At 67.6% G+C, this 24,353-nt stretch carries 25 protein-coding genes and 1 pseudogene; 14 read left to right on the top strand and 12 right to left on the bottom strand.

What is annotated here, in order from left to right; translation table 11 throughout:
• Positions 1-14: 14 nt before the first annotated feature.
• Positions 15-1,478 carry a protein adenylyltransferase SelO gene (locus E8P82_RS11355; protein ID WP_136454980.1) on the bottom strand — a complete coding sequence of 488 codons (1,464 nt, stop codon included), beginning with the start codon at positions 1,476-1,478 and terminating at the stop codon, positions 15-17.
• A gap of 153 nt (positions 1,479-1,631) precedes the next feature.
• Here E8P82_RS11355 and E8P82_RS11350 point away from each other — a divergent pair, with 153 nt between their 5' ends.
• Complete coding sequence (locus tag E8P82_RS11350; RefSeq protein WP_136454978.1) at positions 1,632-2,198, top strand: HdeD family acid-resistance protein; 567 nt, start codon at positions 1,632-1,634, stop codon at positions 2,196-2,198.
• Between the two features lie 60 nt (positions 2,199-2,258).
• On the opposite strand, the gene E8P82_RS11345 is transcribed toward E8P82_RS11350, so the two are convergent.
• Positions 2,259-3,035, bottom strand: coding sequence for a hypothetical protein (locus E8P82_RS11345; protein WP_136454976.1), 777 nt, complete (start codon positions 3,033-3,035; stop codon positions 2,259-2,261).
• 126 nt (positions 3,036-3,161) lie between these two features.
• Positions 3,162-3,617 carry a GtrA family protein gene (locus tag E8P82_RS11340; protein WP_136454975.1) on the bottom strand — a complete coding sequence of 152 codons (456 nt, stop codon included), beginning with the start codon at positions 3,615-3,617 and terminating at the stop codon, positions 3,162-3,164.
• A gap of 163 nt (positions 3,618-3,780) precedes the next feature.
• On the opposite strand from E8P82_RS11340, the gene E8P82_RS11335 reads away from it, so the two are divergent.
• Entirely contained in the window at positions 3,781-4,794 is a 1,014-nt protein-coding gene (locus E8P82_RS11335) for a zinc-binding dehydrogenase (RefSeq protein WP_246021290.1), read from the top strand.
• Between the two features lie 143 nt (positions 4,795-4,937).
• On the opposite strand, the pseudogene E8P82_RS11330 reads toward E8P82_RS11335, so the two are convergent.
• The 3 genes and pseudogenes from E8P82_RS11330 to soxR form a co-directional block, all read right to left on the bottom strand.
• Positions 4,938-5,570 (bottom strand): annotated as a pseudogene (locus E8P82_RS11330) (superoxide dismutase).
• A gap of 29 nt (positions 5,571-5,599) precedes the next feature.
• Positions 5,600-6,121 carry a flavin reductase family protein gene (locus E8P82_RS11325; RefSeq protein ID WP_136454973.1) on the bottom strand — a complete coding sequence of 174 codons (522 nt, stop codon included), beginning with the start codon at positions 6,119-6,121 and terminating at the stop codon, positions 5,600-5,602.
• A 34-nt stretch (positions 6,122-6,155) separates the two neighbouring features.
• Positions 6,156-6,608 (bottom strand): redox-sensitive transcriptional activator SoxR, encoded by a 453-nt coding sequence (gene soxR, locus E8P82_RS11320; protein WP_136454971.1) that lies wholly within the window; start codon positions 6,606-6,608, stop codon positions 6,156-6,158.
• A 203-nt stretch (positions 6,609-6,811) separates the two neighbouring features.
• Here soxR and E8P82_RS11315 point away from each other — a divergent pair, with 203 nt between their 5' ends.
• The 4 genes from E8P82_RS11315 to E8P82_RS11300 all read left to right on the top strand — a co-directional run bounded on the left by E8P82_RS11315 (position 6,812) and on the right by E8P82_RS11300 (position 10,346).
• A complete protein-coding gene (locus E8P82_RS11315) occupies positions 6,812-7,798 on the top strand; it encodes a Bug family tripartite tricarboxylate transporter substrate binding protein (protein ID WP_136454969.1) in 987 nt (328 codons plus the stop codon).
• Positions 7,798-8,340 carry a tripartite tricarboxylate transporter TctB family protein gene (locus E8P82_RS11310; RefSeq protein ID WP_136454968.1) on the top strand — a complete coding sequence of 181 codons (543 nt, stop codon included), beginning with the start codon at positions 7,798-7,800 and terminating at the stop codon, positions 8,338-8,340. The genes E8P82_RS11315 and E8P82_RS11310 overlap by 1 nt, the downstream gene beginning before the upstream one ends.
• A 3-nt stretch (positions 8,341-8,343) precedes the next feature.
• Positions 8,344-9,852 carry a tripartite tricarboxylate transporter permease gene (locus tag E8P82_RS11305; protein ID WP_136454966.1) on the top strand — a complete coding sequence of 503 codons (1,509 nt, stop codon included), beginning with the start codon at positions 8,344-8,346 and terminating at the stop codon, positions 9,850-9,852.
• Between the two features lie 227 nt (positions 9,853-10,079).
• Complete coding sequence (locus E8P82_RS11300) at positions 10,080-10,346, top strand: hypothetical protein (protein WP_136454965.1); 267 nt, start codon at positions 10,080-10,082, stop codon at positions 10,344-10,346.
• Here E8P82_RS11300 and E8P82_RS11295 read toward each other — a convergent pair.
• A complete protein-coding gene (locus E8P82_RS11295; RefSeq protein ID WP_136454963.1) occupies positions 10,324-10,971 on the bottom strand; it encodes a nucleoside/nucleotide kinase family protein in 648 nt (215 codons plus the stop codon). The genes E8P82_RS11300 and E8P82_RS11295 overlap by 23 nt on opposite strands.
• Positions 10,972-11,082: 111 nt before the next feature.
• Between E8P82_RS11295 and E8P82_RS11290 the strand changes: the two genes are divergently transcribed.
• Complete coding sequence (locus tag E8P82_RS11290; RefSeq protein ID WP_136454962.1) at positions 11,083-12,348, top strand: amidohydrolase; 1,266 nt, start codon at positions 11,083-11,085, stop codon at positions 12,346-12,348.
• 14 nt (positions 12,349-12,362) lie between these two features.
• Here the strand turns inward: E8P82_RS11290 and E8P82_RS11285 are convergent, their stop codons facing one another.
• The gene (locus E8P82_RS11285; protein ID WP_136454960.1) at positions 12,363-13,406 is read right to left on the bottom strand and encodes a zinc-dependent alcohol dehydrogenase family protein; all 1,044 of its coding nucleotides are present in this window, start codon (positions 13,404-13,406) and stop codon (positions 12,363-12,365) included.
• Positions 13,407-13,419: 13 nt separating this feature from the next.
• On the bottom strand, positions 13,420-14,616 hold the full coding sequence (locus E8P82_RS11280) for an MFS transporter (RefSeq protein WP_168796555.1): 1,197 nt from the start codon (positions 14,614-14,616) through the stop codon (positions 13,420-13,422).
• Between the two features lie 313 nt (positions 14,617-14,929).
• Here E8P82_RS11280 and E8P82_RS11275 point away from each other — a divergent pair, with 313 nt between their 5' ends.
• From E8P82_RS11275 to E8P82_RS11255, 5 genes are all read left to right on the top strand, one after another.
• Positions 14,930-16,114 (top strand): cation:proton antiporter domain-containing protein, encoded by a 1,185-nt coding sequence (locus E8P82_RS11275; protein WP_246021289.1) that lies wholly within the window; start codon positions 14,930-14,932, stop codon positions 16,112-16,114.
• 72 nt (positions 16,115-16,186) lie between these two features.
• On the top strand, positions 16,187-17,461 hold the full coding sequence (locus E8P82_RS11270) for an Nramp family divalent metal transporter (RefSeq protein WP_246021284.1): 1,275 nt from the start codon (positions 16,187-16,189) through the stop codon (positions 17,459-17,461).
• A gap of 32 nt (positions 17,462-17,493) precedes the next feature.
• Positions 17,494-17,850: a thiamine-binding protein gene (locus E8P82_RS11265; RefSeq protein ID WP_136454953.1), complete on the top strand. Its 357-nt coding sequence runs from the start codon at positions 17,494-17,496 to the stop codon at positions 17,848-17,850.
• 240 nt (positions 17,851-18,090) lie between these two features.
• The gene (locus E8P82_RS11260; RefSeq protein WP_136454952.1) at positions 18,091-18,903 is read left to right on the top strand and encodes a spermidine synthase; all 813 of its coding nucleotides are present in this window, start codon (positions 18,091-18,093) and stop codon (positions 18,901-18,903) included.
• Positions 18,904-19,038: 135 nt separating this feature from the next.
• Positions 19,039-19,791, top strand: coding sequence for a 3-hydroxybutyrate dehydrogenase (locus E8P82_RS11255; protein ID WP_136455007.1), 753 nt, complete (start codon positions 19,039-19,041; stop codon positions 19,789-19,791).
• Between the two features lie 22 nt (positions 19,792-19,813).
• Here E8P82_RS11255 and E8P82_RS11250 read toward each other — a convergent pair whose 3' ends face one another.
• Positions 19,814-21,265: an NCS2 family permease gene (locus tag E8P82_RS11250; RefSeq protein ID WP_136454950.1), complete on the bottom strand. Its 1,452-nt coding sequence runs from the start codon at positions 21,263-21,265 to the stop codon at positions 19,814-19,816.
• Between the two features lie 151 nt (positions 21,266-21,416).
• Between E8P82_RS11250 and E8P82_RS11245 the strand changes: the two genes are divergently transcribed.
• On the top strand, positions 21,417-22,037 hold the full coding sequence (locus E8P82_RS11245; RefSeq protein WP_246021278.1) for a copper resistance CopC family protein: 621 nt from the start codon (positions 21,417-21,419) through the stop codon (positions 22,035-22,037).
• An 8-nt stretch (positions 22,038-22,045) separates the two neighbouring features.
• On the opposite strand, the gene E8P82_RS11240 is transcribed toward E8P82_RS11245, so the two are convergent.
• Positions 22,046-22,699 (bottom strand): FAD-dependent monooxygenase, encoded by a 654-nt coding sequence (locus E8P82_RS11240; RefSeq protein ID WP_246021276.1) that lies wholly within the window; start codon positions 22,697-22,699, stop codon positions 22,046-22,048.
• A 254-nt stretch (positions 22,700-22,953) separates the two neighbouring features.
• Here E8P82_RS11240 and E8P82_RS11235 point away from each other — a divergent pair, with 254 nt between their 5' ends.
• Positions 22,954-23,973: a universal stress protein gene (locus E8P82_RS11235; protein WP_246021275.1), complete on the top strand. Its 1,020-nt coding sequence runs from the start codon at positions 22,954-22,956 to the stop codon at positions 23,971-23,973.
• 7 nt (positions 23,974-23,980) lie between these two features.
• Here the strand turns inward: E8P82_RS11235 and E8P82_RS11230 are convergent, their stop codons facing one another.
• A complete protein-coding gene (locus E8P82_RS11230) occupies positions 23,981-24,340 on the bottom strand; it encodes a metallopeptidase family protein (protein WP_136455004.1) in 360 nt (119 codons plus the stop codon).
• Positions 24,341-24,353 lie beyond the last annotated feature (13 nt).

The following is a 24,353-nucleotide window of genomic DNA, read 5'->3' as shown; positions in this document are numbered from 1 at the left end:
AGGTGACCGGGGGCTCACGTCCCGCAGTACGTGGTGTACGCGCCGAAGTCCTCCGGCGCTCCGGACGCGTAACGCTCCAGACCGGGACGTTCCTCGAACGGGCGGGTGACGGCGTCGAGCAGCCGGTCCAGTGGCCCGAGATCGCCGCCGGTCGCAGCCTCGAGGGCTTCCTCGACGAGGTGGTTGCGGGGGATGTAGAGCGGATTCACCCGGTCCATCGCGTCGGCATCCAGCGTCAGCTCCAGCCAGCGGGCGGCCCACGCGTCGAACGCGGCGACGTCGAGCACGCGGTCCCGTGCCGGGCGGGCGTCCCCGCGGACCACCGAGCCCAGTCCGCGGAAGAACGCCGTGTAGTCGACGTGGTTGTCCTGCAGCAGGGTGAGCGCGTCGGTGGCGAGCGATGACGCAGTGCTGTCGTCGACGTCGTCGGGCAGTCCCAGTTTCGCCTTCATGCCGGCGAGCCACGCCTCGGTGTACCGGGGGCGGAAGGTCTCGAGCGCAGCCACCGCGAGCTGCACGGCCTGCTCCTGGTCCTCGGCGATCAGCGGCAGCAGGGCTTCGGCGAGCCGGGCGAGATTCCACTCGCCGATCAGCGGCTGGTTGGCATAGGCGTACCGGCCGTCGCGGTCGATGGAGCTGTACAGCGCACCGTTGTCGAAGACATCCATGAAGGCGCACGGCCCGTAGTCGATGGTCTCGCCGGAGATGGTCATGTTGTCGGTGTTCATCACACCGTGGACGAATCCGGTCAGCATCCACTGTGCGATCAGCGTGGCCTGAGCGTTCACGACGGACTCGAAGAACGCGAGGTAGGGCCGGTCCGCCGAGGCGGTTTCCGGGTAGTGGCGGCTGATGGCGTGGTCGGCGAGACGGGTCAGCAGGCCGCGGTCCCCGCGGGCAGCCGCGAACTGGAAACTGCCCACCCTAAGGTGACTGCTCGCGACGCGGGTCAGGACCGCGCCGGGCAGCAGGGTCTCACGGCGCACCTGACGCCCGGTGGCGACGACGGCGAGGGAGCGCGTGGTGGGCACGCCGAGCGCGTGCATCGCCTCGCTCACGAGGTACTCGCGGAGCATGGGCCCGATGACGGCGAGGCCGTCTCCGCCGCGCGCGAACGGGGTTCGGCCGGAGCCCTTCAGGTGGAGGTCGCGGAGCCGCCCGGCGGTGTCGGTCACTTCGCCGAGCAGCAGTGCGCGCCCGTCTCCGAGTCCCGGATTGAAGCTGCCGAACTGATGACCGGAGTAGGCCTGCGCCACCGGCGTGGCGCCGTCGGGTACCGAGCTCCCCAGTAGGAGGGCAAGACCCTCGGGGGAGCGAAGAGCGTCGGCGTCGAGGCCGAGTTCGGCGGTCAGAGGCTCGTTGAGGGCCAGTAGGCGGGGCTGCGGTGCGTCATCTGCCTGCCACGCGACCGCCATCTCGGGCAGCTCCCGTGCGAAACGATTGCCGACGCTGATGCGGTACTGAAGGGGCACGCTCATGATCCCACGGTACGCGCGATCAGCATTGTGAACGACACGGGCGCCCTGGCGTTGCCGCCGGCGGTCGGGCGTTCTGCATTGGTGCGCCGAGGGGTAGCGTGGCTACTTGGTCCGATTCCATTCCGGACCGCCATCCATGAGACAGGGGCAACCATGCAGGACAACACGATCGAGGGGCCGGTCAAGGCCGTGGGCAATGCAATGCTGGGACGCGGCGTCGTGGCGCTCATCTTCGGCATCCTGGTGCTCGTCTGGCCGCAGGCTACCGTCGTCGTCCTGGTGCTGCTCTTCGGCAGCTACGCGATCATCGATGGCATCACCGCCGGAGTGCACTGGTTCAGCGCGCGTCGCGGACCGGTGGCCTACCGGAGCTCGGGGTGGGTGCTCGCCGGGGGCATCGTTTCCGTGCTGGCCGGATTGGTTGCTCTGCTCGTGCCTGGTCTGACCGCACTGGCCATCGCCTTGGTCATCGGGATATGGGCGCTGTTGCTGGGGATCACCCAGGTGATTCTGGCACTTGCCGGACGCAAGGCGGTGTCCCTCTGGTGGGTGGGTCTGGTCTCCGGCATCCTGGCGATCATCTTCGGCCTGCTCCTGTTGATCTTCCCCGGCGCCGGCATCCTTGGGCTCCTCGGATTTCTCGGCGTGTTCGGGATCACCCTCGGCATCCTGTTCATCGTGTCGGGCTTCCAGATCCGCAGCTCGACAGGACGCGCATAGCGCTACCGGAAGAGATGCCTCAGCGGACCGCGTGCCTCTGCTCTCGAGGGAGGCCGGAGATCAGTGCGTGCCGCGCCTGCGCCCGGGTTGCGCGACGACGGCGATCGCGGCGACCAGGAGGAGCGCGACGACGCTCAGTATTCCGGCAGCAGTGTTGCGGAACGACGCCCCCGCATCCGCCCGCAGCACTCCTGCCATGTCGTCCGCCCGTGCGGGGTCTTCCACCTCTGCGACAGCAGGGGCGGAGGACGACGTCGACGTCCCGAGATCACGGGCAGGGGAGCCGGAACGCGGCTCGGTCGGGGCTGACCGGTCGCCGCCTCCGCCGACGCCCGGCACGGCTTCGCGAGCGGGTACGACGGTTCCGCGTGCGGGCACACCGATTCCGCCCTCCACCGCTTGCCTTGGCGCTGCTCCACCCGGTGGTTCACCAATCGGAGATTCGACGCCCGCGTCCGCCCCGGGAGCTGTGTCCGGTGACGCGCCGGTCGGTCCCTGCGGCTCGGCCGACCCCGGCTCGGGATCCGCCGCTGACGGGGTCGGTGCGGGGCGCTCCGGCTCGGGGCCCGGGTCTTGCCCGGTGACGACTGGTTCGGGGACGGCGGTTCCGGTGGGCGGTGGATCGACGCCAGGAGGCGGACCCATCACCGGCGGTGGATCGACCACCGGCGGCAGATCGACGACGGGAGGATCCACCGGGGTCGGAGGTGACTCGACGGTCGGTTCCACGACGGGGGGAGGTGCCGGTGGGAGCGTCGTGGCGACGGCGGCCGTCGGTGCGGTCAGCACCAGGCCGACACTGATCACCAGGGTGGGGAGGGCAAGAGGGGCACGCATGGCACGTCTTTTCGGGTGGGACTCGGCGACGAAGTGGCACGGCTGCTCGGCAGAGCGACCGGCTACCACGTTCATGCTACGTGTCGGGCAGGCAGGGGCCCATCCGCTGCAGGAGCCGTGTCGGGCCTACGGCGTTGTGCTAGGGACTTCTGTGCCCTGTCCTTCGAGCGGTTTCCGCACGGCCGGCTGGAACACCACGAAACGATAGGCGAAGTACCGGAAGACGTTGCCCAGCAGCACGCCCACCACGTTCCCGGAGATGTTGTCGGCCAGAGCGCTGGTGAGCCCGAGGACGTAGTGGGAGAGGAAGAGGCAACCTGCCGCGATCCCGAGTCCCACGAGGTTGACGAGGCCGAACAGGATCGCTTCCTGACGTTTGGAGCGCCCGCCCAGCTCGCGGAAGGTGAAGTATCTGCTTCCCAGCCAGGAGACCGCCGTCGCAGCGACCACCGAGATGACCTTCGACAGGATCGGAGGGACGTCGAATCCCGACGACAGGATGTTGAAGATGGAGATGTCGACGACGAAGGCCACTGTTCCTACAGCTGTGAACGACCCGAGCCTCTTCAAAGCACCCCGCACGAACCGGCTCCTTCAGTGTCGACCTGGCTTTCTCTGCCTGTTGCTGTCAGGGCAATCAATTCTGCACGCCCGATCTGTCGGATCGCTCCATGCACGCCACGACGCGCCGGAGCAGTGTCGAGGGGCTCGACTAACATGAAAGTTCACCCACCAGGAGGACGCTGTGAACGAGACCATGCTCGCCGGTCGGCTCAATGTCAGAACCCGATCGTTCGAAGTCAAAGAGGTGCCCGTGCCGCAGCCGGGACCGGGCTTCGTCCGGGTCAAGGTCCGCGCAGCCGGTGTCTGTCTGTCCGATGTTCACCTGATCCAGGGACTCCTGACCCCACGGCACCTCGAGGGTGACGAGGTCACTCTCGGTCACGAGACCTCCGGCACCGTCGATCAGGCCGGTGACGGCGTCGACACCTGGAACCAGGGCGACCGCGTGGTGATCCAGGCCGGCTACGAGTACAACGGCGTCACGCTGACCATGGGCGTCGACTACGACGGCGGTTGGGCCGAGTACGTCGTCGTGCCAGCCGGCGTGCTGGTACCGCTCAGCGCGGACTTCTCCTTCGAGCAGGCCGCCGTCATCCCCGATGCCGTCTCGACGCCCTGGGCGTCGATCGTCTCGACCGGATCCGTCCGGCCCGCCGAGGCGGTCGGTGTCTGGGGAGTCGGTGGACTCGGTGCCCACGGCGTTCAGCTGCTCCGCATGATCGGTGCGGCTCCGATCATCGCCGTCGACCCACTGCCCGGGGCGCGCGAACGGGCACTGGCCTTCGGCGCCGATGTGGCACTCGATCCCCTGGCGGACGATTTCGCTGCCTCGATAGCTGCGGCCACGAGTGGGCGTGGACTCGATGCCGCCTTCGACTTCGCCGGTGTCGATGCCGTGAGGGCCCAAGCCGCCGACAGTCTCGGCCTCAAGGGGCGGCTCGTGCTCGTCGGACTGAGCGGCAACCCGATCACCATCTCCGACAGCACTTCCTTCTCCTACGCTCGCAAGCAGATCCGAGGGCACTACGGCTCGGAGGCGCACCATGTCCCGGAGCTCGTGGCGCTCGCCGAACTGGGCAGACTCGACTTCGCCCGGTCCATCAGCGACACCCTCCCACTACGGGACGCCGCTGCTGCCGTCGAGCGGCTGGAGAACAAGGAGGGCAATCCCATCCGGCTGGTGCTGCTGCCCTGACAGCCCGCGACTTCAGATCACCAGGAATCATCCACCGACCGGATGATGGATACCCGCCGGACATCACCAGGTAGTTCGGAACGGCAGAAGGCCGCCCTCATGGCGAGGGCGGCCTTCTGTGCATCGGGACATTCGGGCTGGAGTTACTGGTTCCCGGGGGTGATGAGGGTGGAGGCTCCGGCGGTCGCGGCCTGGTACCGGGCCTGGACATCGGCCCAGTTCACCAGGTTCCACCACGCCTTGACGTAGTCGGGCTTCACATTCACATAGTCCAGGTAGAACGCGTGCTCCCACATATCGAGCATCAGCAGCGGGATGGTCCCCACCGGCACATTGCCCTGCTGATCATAGAGCTGCTCGATCACCAGATTCTTCCCCAGCGGCTCGTACGCCAGCACCGCTCACCCCGAGCCCTGCAACGAGGTAGCAGCAGCGGTGAAATGCGCACGGAACGCGTCGAAGGACCCGAACGCCTCGTCCAGGGCACTTCCGAGCTCACCGTCGGGCTTGTCCCCGCCCTCGGGGGACATGTTCTTCCAGAAGATGCTGTGGTTGATCACACCGCCCACATGGAACGCCAGGTCCTTGGACAGTTTCGGGATGGAACCGAACTCGCCCTTCTCCCGGGCCTCGGCCAGCTGGGCCAGGGCGTCATTGGCGCCCTTGACGTAGGTGGCCTGGTGCTTGGAGTGGTGCAGTTCCATGATCCGGCCCGAGATGTGCGGCTCCAGGGCCGCGTAGTCGTAGTCGAGATCCGGCAGTACATACTCACTCATACGATCCTCCTGGTGTGTGTTGGGGTACTTCAGCCCAGCAGCGACTGGTCTCCCAGTCGATGATAGGCACGATTGTGGTAGACCAGCGGCGCGACGTCGTTGTGCAGACCAGGTTCGATGGACAGCACCTCGGCCGCGAGGATCGTCGATCCGCCCACTGGCATGCGGTGCAGGATGCGGCTGCGCAGAGCCCAGGGCGCATTGACCAGCAGCGGCTCACCCGTGGTGAGGGCACGCCATTCCACGGCCCCGCCGAATCGATCGGCGCCCCGCGTGGCGAAGAGCTTCGCGATGTCGAGCTGATCCGCACCGAGCAGATGCACCACGATCGTCTCGGCCTGAACCAGGACTGCCGCGGACGACGACGCGCTCGATACGGAGAAGACCAGGACGGGGGGATCGGCCGAGACCGAGGAGACCGACGACGCCGTGAGCCCTACCGGGCCGTCCTCGCCCTGCGCCGTGATGACGGCGATCCCGGCGGGGTGCGCGCGAAAGGCATCCTTGAAGAGCTCGGCGGTGGGGACGGCGTGACCCGGTGGGACTGTCATGACTTCAAGACTAGAACCTCAACAATGGTTGAGGTCAAGTCGGCCGGTCAGGTTCCAGCAGTGTCGACGCATCGCCACGGCGTGCGGCGGCGTCGTCCGGGTTGACGAAACTGCACATGGACAGGGAGAGGCAGCCGCAGCCGATGCAGCCGCCCAGGCGATCCCTGAGGTGCTCCAGCTGGGAGATGCGCTGCGCGAGCTCCTGCTGCCAGGCGGCGGACATCCGCTGCCAGTCCTCCTGATCCGGCACGCCGTCCCTGGGTAGCTCCGCGAAGGCGTCGGACACGGCGGAGAGCGGGATCCCGGCCCGTTGCGCGGCGCGGATGACGGCAACCCTGCGGAGGATCGAGCGGTTGTAGCGACGCTGATTTCCGGGGGTGCGTCGGCTCCGGATGAGGCCCTCGCGCTCGTAGAAGTGCAATGCGGAGACGCTGACCCCGCTGCGCGCGGCAAGCTGCCCCACGGAGAGGTCCTGCTCGTTCGGCACTTGCCGTTCCTTCCTGCTGCCGCCGGTCGCTCCGGCGTCGTTCTGCCAGCGTAGCGGTGGTGAACTGTACGACGCCGAATCACTGCGCCACCCATTGCCGGACCGATACTTGTGGGGCACTCTTGGGGTCAGGAACACACGAGAGAGCAGAGATGATGTCGACGACGATTTCAGAGGTCAGCTTGTCCAGCCGGACCCGAGCAATGCGATGGGCAGTGCCCCTGGCCGCCTCGCTGCTGGTCCTGACCGGCTGCGGCGGCGAATCCGGTGGTGGGGACGGCTCCGCGGATGACTACCCCAGCCAGTCCATCGAGATCATGGCGCCGGCCGATCCCGGAGGTGGCTACGATCAGACTGCACGTTCCATCGGTCGGTCCCTGGACGAGGGCGGTGTGATCGACACCGGCACGGAAGTCTACAACGTGCCGGGCGCCTCGGGCACGGCGGGATTGACCCAGTTCGTCGGTGAGAATACCGGGAACCCCCACCAGCTCATGGTGATCGGGAAGATCCTCGTCGGTGCCATCGAGCAGACCGACTCGGAGGTCGAGCTGGAGGACACGACGCCGATCGCACGTCTGACCGCCGAGTACGACGCCGTCGTGGTGCCGGCGGACTCCGAGTACGAGACGCTGGAGGAGCTCATGGACGCCTTCGAGGCCGACCCGGGCGGCGTGGCGTGGGGCGGCGGTTCGGTGGGCGGCGTGGACCAGATCCTCGTGGCACAGCTCGCTGAGTCGGTCGGGATCGAGCCCGCGGAGATCAACTACATCCCCTATTCCGGTGGTGGTGAGCTGACGCCGGCCATTCTGTCTGGCGACGTGACGGCTGCGGCATCGGGACTCGCGGAGTTCCAGGACGAGATCGACGCCGGCGACATGCGCCTGCTCGCCGTCTCCAGTGAGGAAGTCATCGAGGGCGTGGACGCGCCCACCATCATGGACGCCGGATACGACGTGTCGATCGCCAATTGGCGTGGTGTCGTGGCACCGCCGGAGATCTCCGACGAGCAGCGCGATGCCGTGGTGTCGATGATCGAAGACATGCATGACACCCCGGAATGGCAGGAAACACTGGAGAGCAACAACTGGGACGACTTCCTCCTGACCGGCGAAGAGTTCGGAGAGTACATCGATGCAGAGACCGAGGACATCACCCAGACACTGACGGATCTCGGAATCGTCGACTGATGTCGCTCCCAGACTCCGGGCCGTCCGGGGCACACGCCCTGGTGCGTCAGGAGACCAGGCCCGGGGCGGGCATGCTCGGGCTCCGGATCGCCGCCGTCGTCATCCTTCTCGGCGCGGCGGTGGTTCTCATCGACGCCATCCGTATCTCGATCAGTGGTGGGTTCGGTCCCCAGCAGCCCGGGTTCTTCCCATTGATCGTTGGAATCGGACTGGTGGGCTTCGGGGTGGCTTTCCTTGTCCGGTCCACGCTCAAGCCCGACCGGGCGTTGGTGGAGCAGGCGGACGAGGAGCACCGGGATACGCACTGGCGCACGCTGTGGACAGTGGTCGTTGCGTTGCTGGTCTACGTGGCCGTTCTGGATCCGCTCGGGTACATCATCGCCACCTCGATCTTCTTCGTGGGAATCGCCCGGGTCGCAGGAAGCCGCAGGTTGATCCGTGACGTGATCATCGCCGTGCTGTTCTCGGCCGCGGTCTATTTCGGCTTCACCGAACTATTGGGCGTGCGCTTGCCCGACGGTCTTCTCGAGACGGTGCTCTGAACCATGGATGTCCTCGCCGATCTGCTGGGCGGATTCGCCAATGCGCTGGAACCGCAGTATCTGCTGTACGCCGCGATCGGCGTCACGATCGGCACGCTGGTGGGCGTACTGCCCGGGATCGGACCGGCACTCGCACTGGCCCTCCTGCTTCCGCTGACGTACGGCTTCGATCCCACCGGTGCGCTGATCATCTTCGCCGGGATCTACTACGGTTCCCTCTACGGAGGGGCCATCACCTCCATTCTGCTCAATACGCCGGGTGAGGCCGGGTCCGTGGCCACGGCCATCGAAGGTTACCCGATGGCCAAGGCGGGCCGTGCCGGACCTGCGCTGGCCACGGCAGTCATGGGGTCCTTCTCAGCCGGCATCATCTCCACACTGGGACTGACCTTCCTGGCGCCGCTGGTGGCCAATCTGGCCCGGAACTTCCAGGCCACCGACTACTTCGCGCTGATGGTGCTGGCATTCGTCAGTGTCACGGCGCTGGTCGGGACCTCGGTGATCCGCGGCATGATCAGTCTCTTCGCCGGTCTGTTCGTGGGTCTGGTCGGTCTGGACTTTCTCACCGGCCAGCAGCGCTTCACCTTCGGCTCGGCACAGTTGCTCGGCGGGATCGACATCATCATCGTGGTCATCGGCCTCTTCGCCATTGGTGAGGCGCTGTACGGGCTCGCACGACTGCAGTATGCCAAGGAACAGGCCGTCGAGTTCGCGGGCCGCATCTGGCTGAACCGGGAAGAACGCAGCCGCGTATGGAAGCCGTGGATACGCGGCGGCCTGCTCGGCTTCTTCTTCGGCTCGATGCCCACCGGCGGATCAGAGGTCCCGACGTTCCTCAGCTACAACGTGGAGAAGCGGTTGTCCAAGCACAAGGGGGAGTTCGGCAAGGGCGCCATCGAGGGCGTGGCCGGCCCCGAGGCTGCCAACAATGCGTCCTTCTCGGGTGTGCTGGTACCGCTGCTGACCCTCGGCATCCCGACGTCGGCAACCGCTGCGATCATCCTGAGTGCGTTTCAGATCTACAACATCCAGCCCGGGCCGCAGCTGTTCGAGGATTCGCCGGATCTGGTGTGGACGCTGATCGCGAGCCTCTTCATCGGCAACATCATGCTGCTGGCGATCAACCTCCCGCTGGTGAAGCTGTGGATCAGGATTCTCGCCATCCCCAAGACGCTGCTGTACACCGGGATCCTGGTGTTCGGCATCCTCGGGGTCTACAGCCTCTCGGGCAGCATCACCGACCTGCTGCTGGTCTGTGCCATAGGAGCTGCCGGCTTCTTCATGCGGATCTACGACTTCCCCGTGGCACCTGCCGTACTCGGTGCCATCCTCGGTCCCATGATGGAGACCCAGCTGCGACGGGCACTGTCGATCAGTCAGAACGATTTCTCCGTGTTCTTCACGCGCCCGCTGACTGTCGGATTGCTCCTGGTCGCGCTGGCAGTGCTGGTGCTTCCCGCCGTGCTACCGAGACTGCTCCGGAGGGTGAAGCGGACGGACCCTGTCGGCTGACTTGTGGCGGTTGGCCGTGGCTACCGGTCTGCCGCAGACGCGACTGAGCGAGATATCCGCGGCAAGCGGCGCATCAGCACTGACATGGCGCGGCTGCGTAGCCATGGTGAACTGGGCGACGCCGTATTCCCCGCCGATGCATCGGCGGGGCTCAAGCGCGGATCGGGTGAACATTCGGACTGCTACGTATGCAGCCAGGTGACGTCTGCGAAGATCTGGAGGCCGTAATGATCAGACGATGGGTAGCGATATCGATGCTCGTTCTGTCGGTGAGCGTCGCCCTCCTCGTGAGCGGCGGGATCGATCTGTGGAATGCCGGCATCGTCGCGGACGAAAACAATCTGACGCTCGGCTTCAGTCCATCGCAGTGGGTCATCTTCGGGATGGGAGTCACCGGCTTCACCATCGGTCTCCCGTGGTTCCTGGCGCTGGTCACCACGCGGCGTCGCGCAGGGGCGAAGCCTCGGCGAGTCAGGCGATGGTCCAGCCCGTGACGTCGAGGACGAGGTCGGCCCGCTCCCGCGAGGCCGCGACGAGCGCAGCGTTCGGATCGTCCACGCGCTGCACCCACGCGGTGGCCGCGCGGAGAGATTTGCCGAACCGGACGTGCCGCTCGATGAGTCTGCTGCGACGGATCTCGGGGTCGACGTCGAGGAACCACACCTCGTCGAGCTGGCTTCGGGCCTCCTGCCAGCCCGGCGCATCGAGGAGCAGATAGTTGCCTTCGGTGATGAGGAGGGACGACGACGATGCAATGGGCAGTGCGTTGGCCAGCGGCTGTTCCAGATCGCGCTCGAAGGTCGGCGCGTAAACCGTCTCCGCCGGGCCGGTACGTAGTCGGGACAGCAGCGCCGCGTAGCCGTAGGCGTCGAAGGTCTCCGGTGCACCTTTCCGGTCCAGCAGACCGAGGCCGATCAGGGCCTGATCGGCCAGGTGGAAACCGTCCAGGGGTACCAGGGCGTGAAGAGCGGGCTCGAGGGCTGCAATCTCTGCGGCAATGGCCGACTTGCCTGCACCGGGTGCTCCGACGAGACCGATCATGACCCGTCTGTCCCGTCCAGGACGGGGTACCAGATCGCGGAGATCCTGAACGGACCGGATCGCCACGGTCTCCATCATTCCTCCTTGCGTCGACGGGGTGGGCGACGTGATCCAGGCCCGGCTCAAGCAGGCTACTTCACGATGCCGCCCTGAGCGGCACCCCGCCGGCCTCCTGCGTAGGCTCTGAGGATGCAGCCCGAGAAGATCATCGCCCTCCGTCGCCGGTTCCACGCCCACCCCGAGCCCGGCTTCCTCGAATACCGGACTGCGTCGGTCATCCTGACAGAACTGGCTGCTGTGGGCGTCCGCGCCACCACCGGGACTGCGGCCATCGACGTCAGCCGCATCGCGCTCCCGCCCACCCAGGCCGAGATGGACGCGTGGGGGCAGCGCGCCGTGGATGCCGGGACCCCGCCCGACGACGTCGCGTACTTCCAGCAGCACGGAACGGCCATCGTCGCCGAACTCGCGGGGAACAGGCCCGGCCCCGTGTGGGGTCTGCGGGTGGACATCGATGCGCTGCCGGTGGACGAGGAGACCAGCGACGAGCACGCTCCGGTGGCCGGCGGCTTCCGGTCCACCACGGGATTCATGCACGCGTGCGGGCACGACGGGCACGCCGCCATCGGCGTCGCACTGGCCGACCGGCTGCGTGACCGCGACTTCCCCGGCACGGTGCGCATCATGTTCCAGCCCGCGGAGGAGGGCGTGCGCGGGGCGCAGCCGATGATCGACGCGGGTGTGACGCGCGGTGTCGACCGGATGCTGGCCGTCCATCTCGGCGGTGACCTGCCGACCGGGACCGTCGTCGGCGGTGTCACGGACGCGATGGCGACCACCAAGTGGACGGCACGCTTCGAAGGCGAGGCGGCGCATGCTGCCGCGGCGCCGGAGAAGGGTCGCCATGCGCTCGCCGCCGCCGCCCAGGCCACGCTCGCCATCCTCGGGCTGACGCGGTTCGCGGAGGCGGACACGCGCGTCAATGTGGGTACGTTCCACGCGGACGGCAGCGCCAACATCATTCCGGCGCTCGCCACGATCACCTACGAGACCCGCTCGACGTCGAACGCCGTGCTCGAGGACCTGAACCAGCGGGCGGAGAACGCCGTGCAGGGTGCCGCGCGGATGTACGGGGTGGAGGCCTCGACCACGGTGTACGGGCGGGCAGCCATGTCCCAGCCGGACGAGACCCTGCTCGCCGAGGTGGCACGTGCGGTCGACGGCGTCGCAGCCATCTCGACGTTCACGCCCAGTGGACCCTCGGGTGGGGGCAGCGACGACGCACACCTGCTCATCCGCGAGGTGCAGGAGGCGGGCGGCCTGGGCACGTACATCTTCGTGGGGGCCTCGAACCCGGCCCCGCACCACCACCGCCGTTTCGATGTGGACGAGGACGCCCTGGTCATCGCCGTCGATCTGCTGGAGGCGCTTTTCCGGTCCGCGACGGTCGGTTGACCAGTGGCCGGGTTTTACAGGCGCGGGTCGACGACGGTCACCCCGCCGACGGATCGGTCGCCGGCCATGGCGACGAGCGCGTCCGGGGCAGCGGCCAGCGGGATGGTCCGCTCGATGAGGTCCTGGGGTCGCAAACGGCCCTCGGCGATCAGCTCCAGCAGTCCCGGGTAGTCGTGCGCCGGCATGCCGTGGCTGCCGAGGATCGCGAGCTCCCCGCCGATGACCGCCCCCATGGGGATCACCGGGTCCGCGGGGAACAGGCCGATCTGCACATGACGGCCTCGCGGGCGCAGGGACAGGATGCCGAGCGCGGCGGTCTGCTCGCGCCCCAGGGCGTCCACGGAGACGTCGATGCCGGCCGGCGCCGCATTGCGCACCGCATGCACCGTCTCCTCCACCGACCGGTCGGAGGAGTTCACGGCGCGGACCGCCCCGAACCGCCGTGCACGCTCCAGCGCGGTGTCGTCGACATCCACAGCGATCACCTCGGCGCCGAGTGCCCCGCCGATCATCACGGTGCTCAGGCCCACGCCGCCACACCCGACCACCAGCAGCGACTGACCGGCTTCGAGCTGCCCTTGGTGGACCAGCCCACGGTAGGACGTCGCGAAGCGGCAGCCCAGCAGCGCGGCAGCCCCGGCGTCGAAGGAGGCCGGGACGGGAATCAGATTCGTGTCGGCGTCGTGCAGGGCCACCTGTTCGGCGAAGGAGCCCCAGTGGGTGAAGCCCGGCTGGGTCTGGTTGCGGCAGACCTGGCCGTTGCCGGCCGCGCATTCGGGGCAGCGCCCGCAGGCGCAGACGAACGGCGTGGTCACGCGGTCACCGATCCGGAAACGCTTCACCTGATCACCTGTTGACGTGATGGTACCCACGAGCTCGTGGCCGGGGACGTGCGGTAGGGCGATGCCGCCGTCGTGCCCCAGCCAGCCGTGCACGTCGCTGCGGCACAGCCCCGTCGCCTCGACACGGACGACGACGCCGCGCGGTGTGGGCACGGGGTCTGGAACGTCGCGGAGGTCGGGACGTTCGGTGAAGCGGTCGAACCAGACAGCGCGCATCAGGCAACTGTAGTCACGGCCGGAGCCGACGGCGCTCTCGGCGCCCGGCCGCGGTATCGGTGATCAGACTCAGGGCCAGTCCCGCACCCAGCATGATGATCAGGACGAAGGGGAGGATCGCGAGACCCACGGAATCGAGCAGGAGCCCGCCGAACAGCGCGCCACCGGCGATCCCGATGTTGAAGGCCGTGGTCTGGAGGGCCGCGGAGAGATCACGGATCCGGACGGAGGCCGTGCGCAGCATCCTGGTCTGCAGCATGGCCGGGATGGCCCCGAAGGCGGCTCCCCATACGGTCACCGCGATGAGCACCACCACCGAGCTGGACGAGCCGACGGCGAGCGTCAGGACGGCGAGCATGACCACCAGCACCACGGCGACGAAGGCGTTCCGCGGGAAGCGGTCGGTGGCGTAGCCGGCGATGAGCAGGCCGATGATCCCCGCGCCACCGTAGAGGAACAGGACCAGCGCCACTCCTTCCACGGGGAACGTGGAGACGTCGGTCAGCCAGGGGGCGATGTAGGTGTAGAACAGATTCTGCCCCGTGAGGACGATGAGGATCACCGCGCACAACAGCAGGACGGCCTTCATGCTCGGATCCCGGCGCAGCGGCACGCGCTCCTCGCCCGCCGCGCGCTCCACGCGGTGCTCGACCGGCGGCAGGAACTTCACGATCACCACGACGAGGACGAGGACGACGATCCCGATGATGGTGAAGGCCGTGCGCCACCCCAGCGCGGTGCCGATCGCCGTACCCACCGGGACGCCGAGCACGAACGCCGCCGTGCCGCCTCCCGCGGTGATGGAGACCGCCTTCCCCAACTGGTGGGCGGGGACGAGGTGCGCGGCGTAGGCGGCCACCACGGCCCAGAACAACCCGTGCGCCAGCCCGCCGAGGACACGCGCTGCCACCAGCACGGCATAGGTCGGCGCGATCGCCGCCAGGATGTTCGCCACCGCGATGACCAGGAGTACGACGACGAGCAGGGACTTGCGCGAAACGCGCTGGGTCACGGCGGCGAGCGGCGTCGTGGCGACGACGACGGTCCCGGCGAAGATCGTCACGAGGTAGCCCGCTGTCGACCGGCTCACCCCGAGATCGTCCGCCATCGCGAGCAGGAGCCCGGTGGGCAGGAACTCGCTCGTCACGGAGACGAAGATGGCACCCGCGAGCGAGAGCAGGCCGATGTAGGGGAACGGGGTGGAGGACACCCTCGGAGGCGAAGCGGACAAGGAGCACCCATCAGAGAACGTATGGCAGTATTCGCCGGGCTGCACCGTTGAAGGCCGAAGGCGTACTGGACCAAGCCTAGAGGTCGGAGCTGATATCGGCAGCGTTCGGTCATGAGCCCGATACCTGTGGAGCACTGCTTCTGCAACCGGGTCGTACACATCCTTCACGTGTAGTGCGGGCAGGCCCCGGCGCTAGTGTGAAGAGCATTCCCTGCCCCTTGGATTCTCACGGAAGGCGGTCCCGGCCCTGGACATCAATCTGGTCCTCACCCTGTTCGCGGGAACCATCCTCGTGCTGGCGCTCCTCTCGTCCCTGCTGCAGCGCATCAGCCTTCCGGGGCCGGTGCTGGCGCTCGCCACGGGCGTGCTCCTCGGCCCCGCCGTCCTCGGCGTCGTGCGGATCGAGGACTTCGGCGTGCCGACCGGCGAGCTGCTGGAGCAGGCAACCCGGATCACGCTCGCCGTCGGGCTCGCCGGCGTCGCCCTCCGCCTGCCGCACGGCTACTGGCGGAGGAACCGCCGCTGGGTCGTCTCGAGCATCGTCCTCGGGATGCTGGTCATGTTCGCCGTCGCCACGGGGATCCTCTGGGCGCTGCTCGGGGTGCCGTTCCTCGTGGCTCTGACACTCGGCGCGATCATCACGCCGACGGATCCCGTGGTCACCACGCCGATCGTCACCGGTTCGCTCGCGAAGGCGAAGATTCCCTCGCGTGTGCGGTACGACATCTCCTCGGAGAGCGGACTCAATGACGGCCTCGGCTATCTCTTCGTGCTCCTGCCCGTGCTCCTCACGACCTCGCCGGAGACAGCGGGCCGGGAACTGCTGCTGAGCGTATTCCTCCGCGAGATCCTCGGTGCCGCCCTGTTCGGGGCGCTCGTGGGCTACGTCCTGGCGAGGATCTTCCTTGTCGCGAAGGACAAGGGCCTCATGGAGGACAACTCCTACCTGGGTTTCCTCCTGCCGTTCGCTCTCCTGCTCCTGGGCGCGGGAAAACTGCTCGGGACCGACGCGGTCCTCGCCGTCTTCGTGGCAGCCGCTGTGTTCGGTCAGGTCATTCCGCAGCAGGACGAGGACGAGGAGGACAGGGTGGAGGACGTGGTGAACAGATTCTTCCTCCTGCCGATCTTCATCCTGCTCGGCCTCGCGCTGCCGTTCGGTGAGTGGTCTGCCCTCGGGTGGGCTGCGCCTGTGGTGCTCCTCGTAGCACTCCTGCTCCGCCGGGCCGTGGCGCTCCTGGCGTTGCGTCCGCTCCTACGCCGGGTGCACAGTGTCCCGGAGACCGTCTTCCTGGGCTGGTTCGGTCCCATCGGCGTCTCGGCGCTCTTCTACGCGACCCTCGCCGAGCGGCTGACCGGCAACCATGATCTCTTCGTCCACGCGACGCTGGCCATCACGCTGTCCGTGGTGATCCACGGTGTGTCCACCGCTCCGGCGAGCGAATGGCTGCGCCGCCGCGAGGTGGGCAGGACCTCCTGAGCGGATCCCCGTGCTCTGCGTCATCGTCCTTGCTAGGCTCTACGCACCAACAGGACTCCGAGGGGGCTGGCCGTGGCGGATCGCGGAAGTACAGGCGTCGACGAGCTCGAGAAACCGAGGTGGAGACTGGTCGGGCCCGGTCTGCTCGCTGCAGCGACCGGCGTCGGCGCGGGCGATCTCGTGGCCACACTGGTAGCCGGAAGCCGCTACGGCTACGCACTCCTGTGGGCTGCGGTGATCGGCTGCGTCCTGAAGATCATCCTCGTCGAGGGCGTGGGCCGCTGGTACCTCGCAACGGGCAAGACGATCTTCCAGGGCTGGCGGACGCTCGGTGCCTGGACCAGCTGGTACTTCGGCCCCTACATCATCATCTGGGGCTTCGTGTACGGGGCGACGGCGATGAGCTCGACCGCACTGCCCCTGCAGGCCCTGTTTCCCGCCGTGCCTTTGAGCATCTTCGCCGTCGCCTCGGGTCTGATCGGTCTGACGCTCGTGTGGTTCGGCCGCTACGGACTCTTCGAGAAGGTCATGACCGTGATGGTCGGCATCATGTTCATCTCCGTGGTGGGCTCTGCCATTCTGGCGCTGCCGAACATCCCCTCGATGCTCAGCGGCCTGGTACCCACCCTGCCCGCCGGGTCGGTCTTCTACGTCCTGGGTCTGGCCGGCGGTGTGGGCGGAACCATCACGCTCGCCGCCTACGGCTACTGGCTCCGCGAGAAGGGCTGGAACACACCCAAATGGATGAGAGTCATGCGGGTGGACAATTCCGTGGCCTACACCATGACCGGCATCTTCGTGATCTGCATGCTGATCCTCGGAGCGGAACTGCTCTTCACCGCGAACATCGCGCTCCAGAGCGGGGACCGCGGGCTCCTCGACATGGGCACGGTACTCGAGGACCGCTACGGGGTGATCTGGGCGAAAGTATTCCTCATCGGCTTCTGGGCGTCGTCGTTCTCCTCGCTCCTGGGAGTGTGGCACGGTGTCAGCCTCATGTTCGCCGACTTCTGGGCCAACTTCCGCAAGCAGGCGAACGATCTCTCCGACGACGACGCCCCCGGGTCCCACAGCACGCCCGCGCGCGCCTACATGCTCTGGCTGACCATTCCGCCCATGCTGCTGCTGCTCCTCGGGCGTCCGTTCTTCCTGATCCTGCTGTACGGGGTGCTCGGTTCACTGTTCATGCCCTTCCTCGCCATCACGCTGCTGGTGCTGCTCAACAGCTCGCGCCTGGCGCAGCAGTGGCGGAACAGGTGGTTCTCCAACGTGTTCCTGGCCATCACCACCGTGGTGTTCCTCGTGCTCGGCCTGAACGAGTTGGTCAAGGCCGTCACGGGGGGCTGACCGCGGAGTCGCCCGCATGCCAGACTGGGGGCATGCTCGTAGCCTTCAGCGTCGCCCCGTCCGGCTCCTCCTCCGGTAGAAATCCCGAGAGCTCACGCGAGAATCCCGAGGGGTCGGTGCACGACGCCGTCGCCGCTGCCGTCGCCGTCGTGCGCGAGTCCGGCCTGCCCAACCGCACGGACGCCATGTTCACCACCATCGAGGGTGACTGGGACGAGGTGATGGCCGTGGTCAAGAACGCTACCGACGCGGTGGGCCGATACGGCAGCCGCGTCTCACTGGTGCTGAAGGCGGACATCCGCCCCGGGCACACGGGCGAGCTCACCGGCAAGGTCGACCGGCTCGAAGCGGCCCTGGATCAGCAGGAGCAGTACGAGGGCCACTCCTGACCACCGGCGCCTTCTCATCGCCGTGATCCCTGGTGTTCATCCGGCCGGAGCTGTGCTGCTGGACGTACCGTATCCGGGGTCTTCGGCCTGAGGTCCTGCATGCTGGGCGGCGTGTCGGCAGGGACACGCCGTATTTCGGATCGAAAATCCCCGGATCACGCACGTCCGCTCCGAGGTCAGGGCTTTCCTGGACACGCATAGCATGGGATTCATGCCCTCCACCCCCGGAACCCGGCCCTGATGGCGAGATCCACAGGCCCACATCCTGAGATCGGCGAGTTCGCCATCGATACCGGCACGTGCGAGCTCGAACCCGATCCCTACGATCCGAACGGCTGGGTCCTGCGCATCAACGGAGTGCCCAGTTCCCACATCGACCTCGTGGATCCGCTACGACTGGACTTCGAGTACATGCGCTGGATCGCCTCCCTGGTGGACTCTCGGTGGGCGGCTTCGGACAGGCTGCGCGCACTCCACCTCGGCGGAGGCGCCTGCTCCCTCGCACGGCGCTTCACGACGTCGCATCCGCAGTCCCGGCAGGTCGTCGTCGAACTCGACGGGCGCCTCGCGGACCTGGTACGTCAGTGGTTCGACCTGCCGCGGGCGCCGCTCCTGCGTATCCGCGTCGGAGAGGCACGTGCCGTCACGGAGTCCCTGAGCGAGGACAGCCGCGATCTGGTGATCCGGGACGTGTTCTCCGGCAGCACCACACCGGCAGCGCTGACCACGAGGGAGTTCACGCGCGCGGTCCGGCGGGTGCTCGGGCCCGACGGCGTCTACATCGTCAACTGCGGGGACAGACCCGATCTCGCGACGGCCAGGCGGGAAGCGGCGACCATCGGCGCGGAGTTCACCCACACCGCGATCATCGCCGATCCCGCGATGCTCAAGGGGCGGCGCTTCGGGAACGTCATCATCGCCGGCAGCGACGCGCCCCTCGGTGAGGATCCGGGCCTGGCGCGGGAGCTGCTCGGTGGGGGAATGCCCGCACACCTCTGGAAGGACACGCGGGTACGGACCTTCGCGGCGGGCGCGCAGCCGCTCACCGACTGATCGCCGATCCACAGGTGCCGAGGTGGGTACTGGTCCATCTGCCTTTCCGCGGTGATACTCGAGGAACGAGCCGTTCCCCGAGCGAGGAGACACACCGTGAATACTGATCTCGAGTCCCGGTTCGAGCAGCCCAGAATGGCAGGGACCGAACTCAGCGGACGCCGCGCCGTGATCACCGGCGGCGCCAGTGGTATCGGCGCGGCCTGCGCGCGGGCACTGGCGGCACGCGGCGCCACCGTGGTGGTCGCCGACCGGGACGGGGACGCTGCCCGGAGTCTTGCCGAGGAGCTCGATGGAGACTCCTGGACGGTGGATCTCCTCGATACCGCGTCCCTCGAGGAGCTCTCCCTCCGGGCCGATATCCTCGTCAACAATGCCGGGATCCAGGTGGTCAGTCCCATCCAGGACTTCAGCCCGGCCGATTTCCGTCGCATCCAGCAACTCATGGTCGAGGTCCCGTTCCTGCTGATCCGCGCCGTCCTGCCGGGGATGTACGAGCGCGGTTTCGGGCGCATCATCAACATCTCCTCCGTCCACGGTCTGCGCGCCTCACCCTACAAATCCGCCTACGTCACGGCCAAGCACGGCCTCGAGGGCCTGTCCAAGGTCACCGCGCTGGAGGGCGGTGAGCACGGTGTCACGAGCAACTGCGTCAATCCCGGCTACGTCCGTACGCCCCTGGTGGAGCACCAGCTCGCGGACCAGGCCCGGTTGCACTCGATCAGCGAGGAGGAGGTGATGACCAGGATCCTACTCACCGAGGCGGTCATCAAGCGGCTCGTGGAGCCCGAGGAGGTCGCCTCCGTCGTCGCCTGGCTCGCGGGCGACGACGCCGCGATGGTCACCGGATCGTCCTACGTCATGGACGGCGGCTGGTCCGCCCGCTGACCGGCGGGTCCCGCCACCCCGCTCAGATGCCGAGCAGTTCCTCGATGGGCCCGAGGCCGAAGAAGACCACGAACGCTACTGCGACCACCCACATCAGGGGATGAACCTCGCGCCCGCGGCCCTGGACGGAGCGGATCAGCACGAACGCGATGAAGCCGGCACCGATACCGTTCGCGATCGAATACGTGAACGGCACGAGGGTGAAGGTCAAAAAGGCCGGGATCGCGACGCCCCAGTCGTCGAAGTCGATCCTCCCGATCTGTGCCACCATCATGAAGCCGACGACGACGAGGGCCGGCGCCACGGCCTCGAACGGTACGAGGCTGATGAGCGGGGTGAAGAACATCGCGAGGAGGAACAGGGTCCCGGTCACCACGTTGGCAAGACCCGTCCTGGCTCCCTCCCCGATGCCTGCCCCGGACTCCACGTAGATCTGGTTCGAGGACACCGATCCGGCGCCGCCGGCGACGGCGCCGAGGGCGTCGACCACCAGGACGCGGTCGACGCCGGGGATGTTGCCCTTGGCGTCCACCAGGTTCGCCTCGTTCGCCAGCCCCACCATGGTGCCCATGGCGTCGAAGAAGATGCTGAGCAGGATGGTGAAGGTCAGCAGGAGAGCGGCGGTAGCCCCGAGGTGGCCGAAAGCCCCGAAGAGATTCACGTTGCCCACCAGCGTGAGATCGGGAACGCCCACCCAGGTACCGGCGGGCAGTTCGGGCACCACGAGGGACCAGCCCGCCGGGTTCGGGTCCTGCCCCGGCGCCACACCGGGGCCGACGTCGAACACGGCCTCGAGGATCACGGCGAGGGCGGTGGCGCCGAGCACGCCGATGAGGATGCCGCCGCGCACCTTGCGGACCACGAGGGCCATGGTGAGGACGAGGCCGAACACGAAGACGAGCGTGGGCCAGCCGATCAGCACCCCGCCGAAGCCGAGGCCCACCGGCACCGTGGTGTTCGCCGTGTCGGGGATGCGGCGCACGAAGCCGGAGTTCACCAGACCGATCAGCGCGATGAACAGGCCTATGCCCACGACGATCGCCGTCTTGAGGCTCTCCGGGACGGCATTGAAGACGGCCGTCCGGAAGCCGGTGAGCACGAGGACGAACATGGTCAGACCGGCGAGCACCACGAGCCCCATGATGTCCGGCCAGGTGAGTCCCGGATTGGTCGCGACCGTGATGGCGACGAACGCGTTGACCCCGAGACCGGTGGCCAGTGCGAACGGGTACTTGGCCCAGGCGCCCATGGCGATGGTGAGGATACCGGCCACGAGGGCGGTCACTGCGGCGACGCGGGGGCGGCCCAGTTCCGTGCCGGCCGCGTCGGCTCCCGCGAGGATGAGGGGGTTGAGGACCACGATGTAGCTCATGGCGAAGAACGTCGCCAGGCCCCCGCGCACCTCGCGGGAGAACGTGGATCCCCGCTCCGTGATGGAGAAGTAGCGATCCAGCGCGGAATCAGTCTTGAGCATCGGAATCCTCGGGCGGAAGGGGCGGTGATCGTCGTCGTACAGCGTATCGCGGCCCGTTCGCGAGCCGGAGTCCGCGACGACCGGCCGGGACGGCTGCGGGAACGCTGAGCGGTAGGGCCGCGGCCCAGGTCTTCCGCGTAGGGTTGGCAGCATGGTTGATCTCCTGCTTCGCCCACCGCGCGCGTCGTCTCCCGCGAGCGCGCGCCGTCGTCCTGTCCGGGTACTGCTCTCCTGCTGCTGCGCCATGTTCCTGGCGCTGGCGATGCTCCTCGGCGCGGGTGGCGCGGCGAGCGCGCACGACGAGCTGACCGGCACCGATCCGGCGGACGGGGCCGCCGTCGAGGTACTCCCGCCGAGCCTGGAGCTGAGCTTCAGCAACGTGCCCTCCGGGATCGGTGCGCAGATTCAGGTTCTCGACGAGTCCGGTGAGGACTGGGCGGAGGGCCCCGTGGAGATCGTCGACCGCACGGCCACGCAGTCCCTGCGCGCCGGTGCGCCGGCGGGCGACTACACCGTCTCCTGGCGGGTGGTGAGCTCGGACTCCCACCCCATCGAAGGGGTTTTCTCCTTCACGGCGCAGCAGGGCTCGACGGCGGCACTGGACTCGATCTCCACGCCCGAGCCGGTCGACGTGCAGGAGGATCCGGCCGAGGTCACCCCGACGGCCGGGGTCAGCGACTTCCCCTGGAGCATCGTGCTGATGATCGCTGCCCTCGTGGTGATCGTCGGCGTCCTGGCCTTCTCGGCACGCAGGCGGCTCCGAAACAGGTAGTACCGGCCTCAGGCAGTCAGCGGAGCGGTACCTGCCTCGGGCGGCACGAGGCAGTTGAGCGGCGCCGGGCCCTCTGCGGCGATGGTGTCGCTGACCAGTTTGGCCTGCCGCACGATCTCGCGCGTCGTAGGGGTCAGCGGTTCGCCGACCCCGATCAGGTGAAGGCCTATCGGGCCCAGTGTCGCCTTCAGATTCTTGCCGATCGTGACTCCGAGGGACCGGAGGAATCGGCGCAGTTCGTTCAGCGGGTACTTGGTGAGCACGATGTGATCGGCGAGCAGGACGCCGTCGCGCGTCTGCACGGCCCACTGCTTGCGCCCTATCGACGAGGTGATCAGCGAGGGGTGGCCGATGATGCTCAACTGCTCCGCAACGGTGCTCTGGCGGATGTCGAGTTCATGGGACGAGGCATAGCCGCGCAGGAGCCGCATGAGTTCGTTGCGTTCGGACAGGGAGGTGGCGTCGGTCATCACCGTACGCATGGTGCCGGAATCCGAGCACTCCAGGGCTTCGACGACGATCGACTCGACTCCGCGTCGGCTCAGTTCACTGGCGACCGCGAGGCCGGAAAGACCCGAGCCGACAACCACGGTGGTCGTCTGCTCTGCTGATCCGGGCGCAGCCGAATCACCGCGGGCAGCGTTGAACGGCAGGTGATTCACCTGGTACCTCCACAGGAAAGCCATGGTCCCGTGCGGCCCGGCGCCTCTTCCGGGCCGCACGGACTCTTGATTGCGAACGGGTCAACCAAGAGCACTACATAGCGGTATCACATCCAGCTGGACGGCCCCCGCTACGGGTCATTGCAGCCTATATAACTTTTCGGTCACTGAATAGACCGATCATCGGCTGTGCAGTACAAATGGGGGACCGGCCGCGAGAGGCGGTGGGCACACGCGACCGAGGGAGGCCTGTCGTGGGCAACGGGTATGTAGCAGGATCGTCACGGACGCCGGAGCAGCATGGGATCGTCGTGGGAGTGGACGGCTCGGACCAGAGCACGTGCGCCCTGCTATGGGCGGCCGCCGAGGCGGAGGAACGCCGGACTCCGTTGTACGTGGTCACGGCCTACACCGTCCCCGTGTTCGCGGCGTCGAGCATGGACGCCGGCTACGCAACGGTCGACGACGACGTCATCAGGGACAGCGCACGAACGGTCCTGGATGCCGCTCTGTCGCATCTGGAGGGCAGGGACCTGGACGTCCAGCCCAGGATCGAGACAGGGGACGCGGCGGGGGTACTCCTGGACCTCTCCGAGCAGGCCGAGCTCATGGTGGTCGGGTCGCGCGGCCGTGGTGGCTTCGTCGGTCGCCTGCTCGGGTCGGTGAGCAGCGCACTGCCCGCGCACGCCAAATGCCCGACGGCGATCATCCCGATCTGTTCCGGCGCCCGCCTCGGGCATCCGGAGCTCGGAGCGGATACGGGCAAGGGCGCTCCGACAGCCCCCGGCGCCGTCGAGCCGATCGTGGTGGTCGGCGTGGACGGCTCGGAGCAGGCACGGATGGCGTCCCTGGTCGCCGCCGAGGAGGCCAGGTCGAGAGGGCTGGCCCTGCGGGTGATCTGTTCGGTGGCGCCATTCAGCGGATCACTCTCCTGGGTTCCCGCACCGGTGGACAGGGAGGCACTCCACGCCGATCTCGCCGTGCAGCTCAAGGCCGGCCAGGAATGGCTGAAGAGCCACTTCCCGGACGTCGACATCCAGGTGAACCTCGTCGACGGAGCTCCGGCAGAGGTACTCATCGAGGCATCCGCGACCTCGGAACTGCTCGTCGTCGGCACGCGCGGACGCGGTGGCTTCACCGGCATGCTCCTGGGCTCGACCAGCCAGGGCGTCCTGCACCACGCACGCGGACCGGTGCTCGTGGTGCCGGACAAGGCGGATCCCCGACTCGAGACCCGTGACTCCTTCGGGCCCATGATCGCTCCGGGCCGCTAGCGGATGCTCAGCCCCACCCGAGCTCATGGAGGCGCTCGTCGGATATGCCGAAGTGATGGGCTATCTCGTGGACGACGGTCACCAGGATCTCCTCCACGAGTTCTTCCCGTGAGCCGCACAGCCTCATCAGCGGTCCTCGGAAGATGCTGATGCGATCCGGCAGCGAGCCGGCGTCCCACCAGCCGTCACGTTCGGTCAGCGGAGTTCCCTCGTAGAGTCCGAGCAGTTGCGTGTCCGCTGGCTCACCCGGTCCGGGTTCGTACTCCTCCACCACGAAGATGCCCACATTGTCCATGGCCTGGGCGAGGTCGTCCGGAATACGGTCGATCGCGTCGTCGACCGCCTCCTCGAACTCGGGCAGGCTCATCTCGAAAGGCACG

Source organism: Arthrobacter echini, assembly GCF_004803505.1.
Classification (GTDB): Bacteria; Actinomycetota; Actinomycetes; order Actinomycetales; family Micrococcaceae; genus Arthrobacter_D; species Arthrobacter_D echini.
Note: the sequence above shows the minus strand (reverse complement) of the source record. Positions and strands in the feature narration are given on the sequence as shown.

Excerpts from the sequence above, each read along its gene's own strand:
- E8P82_RS11260 (WP_136454952.1), top strand. The coding sequence starts at position 18,091 with ATGGCGAGATCCACAGGCCCACATCCTGAGATCGGCGAGTTCGCCATC.
- E8P82_RS11350 (WP_136454978.1), top strand. The coding sequence starts at position 1,632 with ATGCAGGACAACACGATCGAGGGGCCGGTCAAGGCCGTGGGCAATGCA.
- E8P82_RS11265 (WP_136454953.1), top strand. The coding sequence starts at position 17,494 with ATGCTCGTAGCCTTCAGCGTCGCCCCGTCCGGCTCCTCCTCCGGTAGA.
- E8P82_RS11315 (WP_136454969.1), top strand. The coding sequence starts at position 6,812 with ATGCGATGGGCAGTGCCCCTGGCCGCCTCGCTGCTGGTCCTGACCGGC.
- E8P82_RS11345 (WP_136454976.1), bottom strand. The coding sequence starts at position 3,035 with ATGCGTGCCCCTCTTGCCCTCCCCACCCTGGTGATCAGTGTCGGCCTG.
- E8P82_RS11250 (WP_136454950.1), bottom strand. The coding sequence starts at position 21,265 with ATGCTCAAGACTGATTCCGCGCTGGATCGCTACTTCTCCATCACGGAG.
- E8P82_RS11285 (WP_136454960.1), bottom strand. The coding sequence starts at position 13,406 with ATGCGCGCTGTCTGGTTCGACCGCTTCACCGAACGTCCCGACCTCCGC.
- E8P82_RS11325 (WP_136454973.1), bottom strand. The coding sequence starts at position 6,121 with ATGACAGTCCCACCGGGTCACGCCGTCCCCACCGCCGAGCTCTTCAAG.
- E8P82_RS11290 (WP_136454962.1), top strand. The coding sequence starts at position 11,083 with ATGCAGCCCGAGAAGATCATCGCCCTCCGTCGCCGGTTCCACGCCCAC.
- E8P82_RS11245 (WP_246021278.1), top strand. The coding sequence starts at position 21,417 with ATGGTTGATCTCCTGCTTCGCCCACCGCGCGCGTCGTCTCCCGCGAGC.
- E8P82_RS11295 (WP_136454963.1), bottom strand. The coding sequence starts at position 10,971 with ATGATGGAGACCGTGGCGATCCGGTCCGTTCAGGATCTCCGCGATCTG.
- E8P82_RS11355 (WP_136454980.1), bottom strand. The coding sequence starts at position 1,478 with ATGAGCGTGCCCCTTCAGTACCGCATCAGCGTCGGCAATCGTTTCGCA.
- E8P82_RS11305 (WP_136454966.1), top strand. The coding sequence starts at position 8,344 with ATGGATGTCCTCGCCGATCTGCTGGGCGGATTCGCCAATGCGCTGGAA.
- E8P82_RS11300 (WP_136454965.1), top strand. The coding sequence starts at position 10,080 with ATGATCAGACGATGGGTAGCGATATCGATGCTCGTTCTGTCGGTGAGC.
- E8P82_RS11230 (WP_136455004.1), bottom strand. The coding sequence starts at position 24,340 with ATGAGCCTGCCCGAGTTCGAGGAGGCGGTCGACGACGCGATCGACCGT.
- E8P82_RS11255 (WP_136455007.1), top strand. The coding sequence starts at position 19,039 with ATGGCAGGGACCGAACTCAGCGGACGCCGCGCCGTGATCACCGGCGGC.
- E8P82_RS11310 (WP_136454968.1), top strand. The coding sequence starts at position 7,798 with ATGTCGCTCCCAGACTCCGGGCCGTCCGGGGCACACGCCCTGGTGCGT.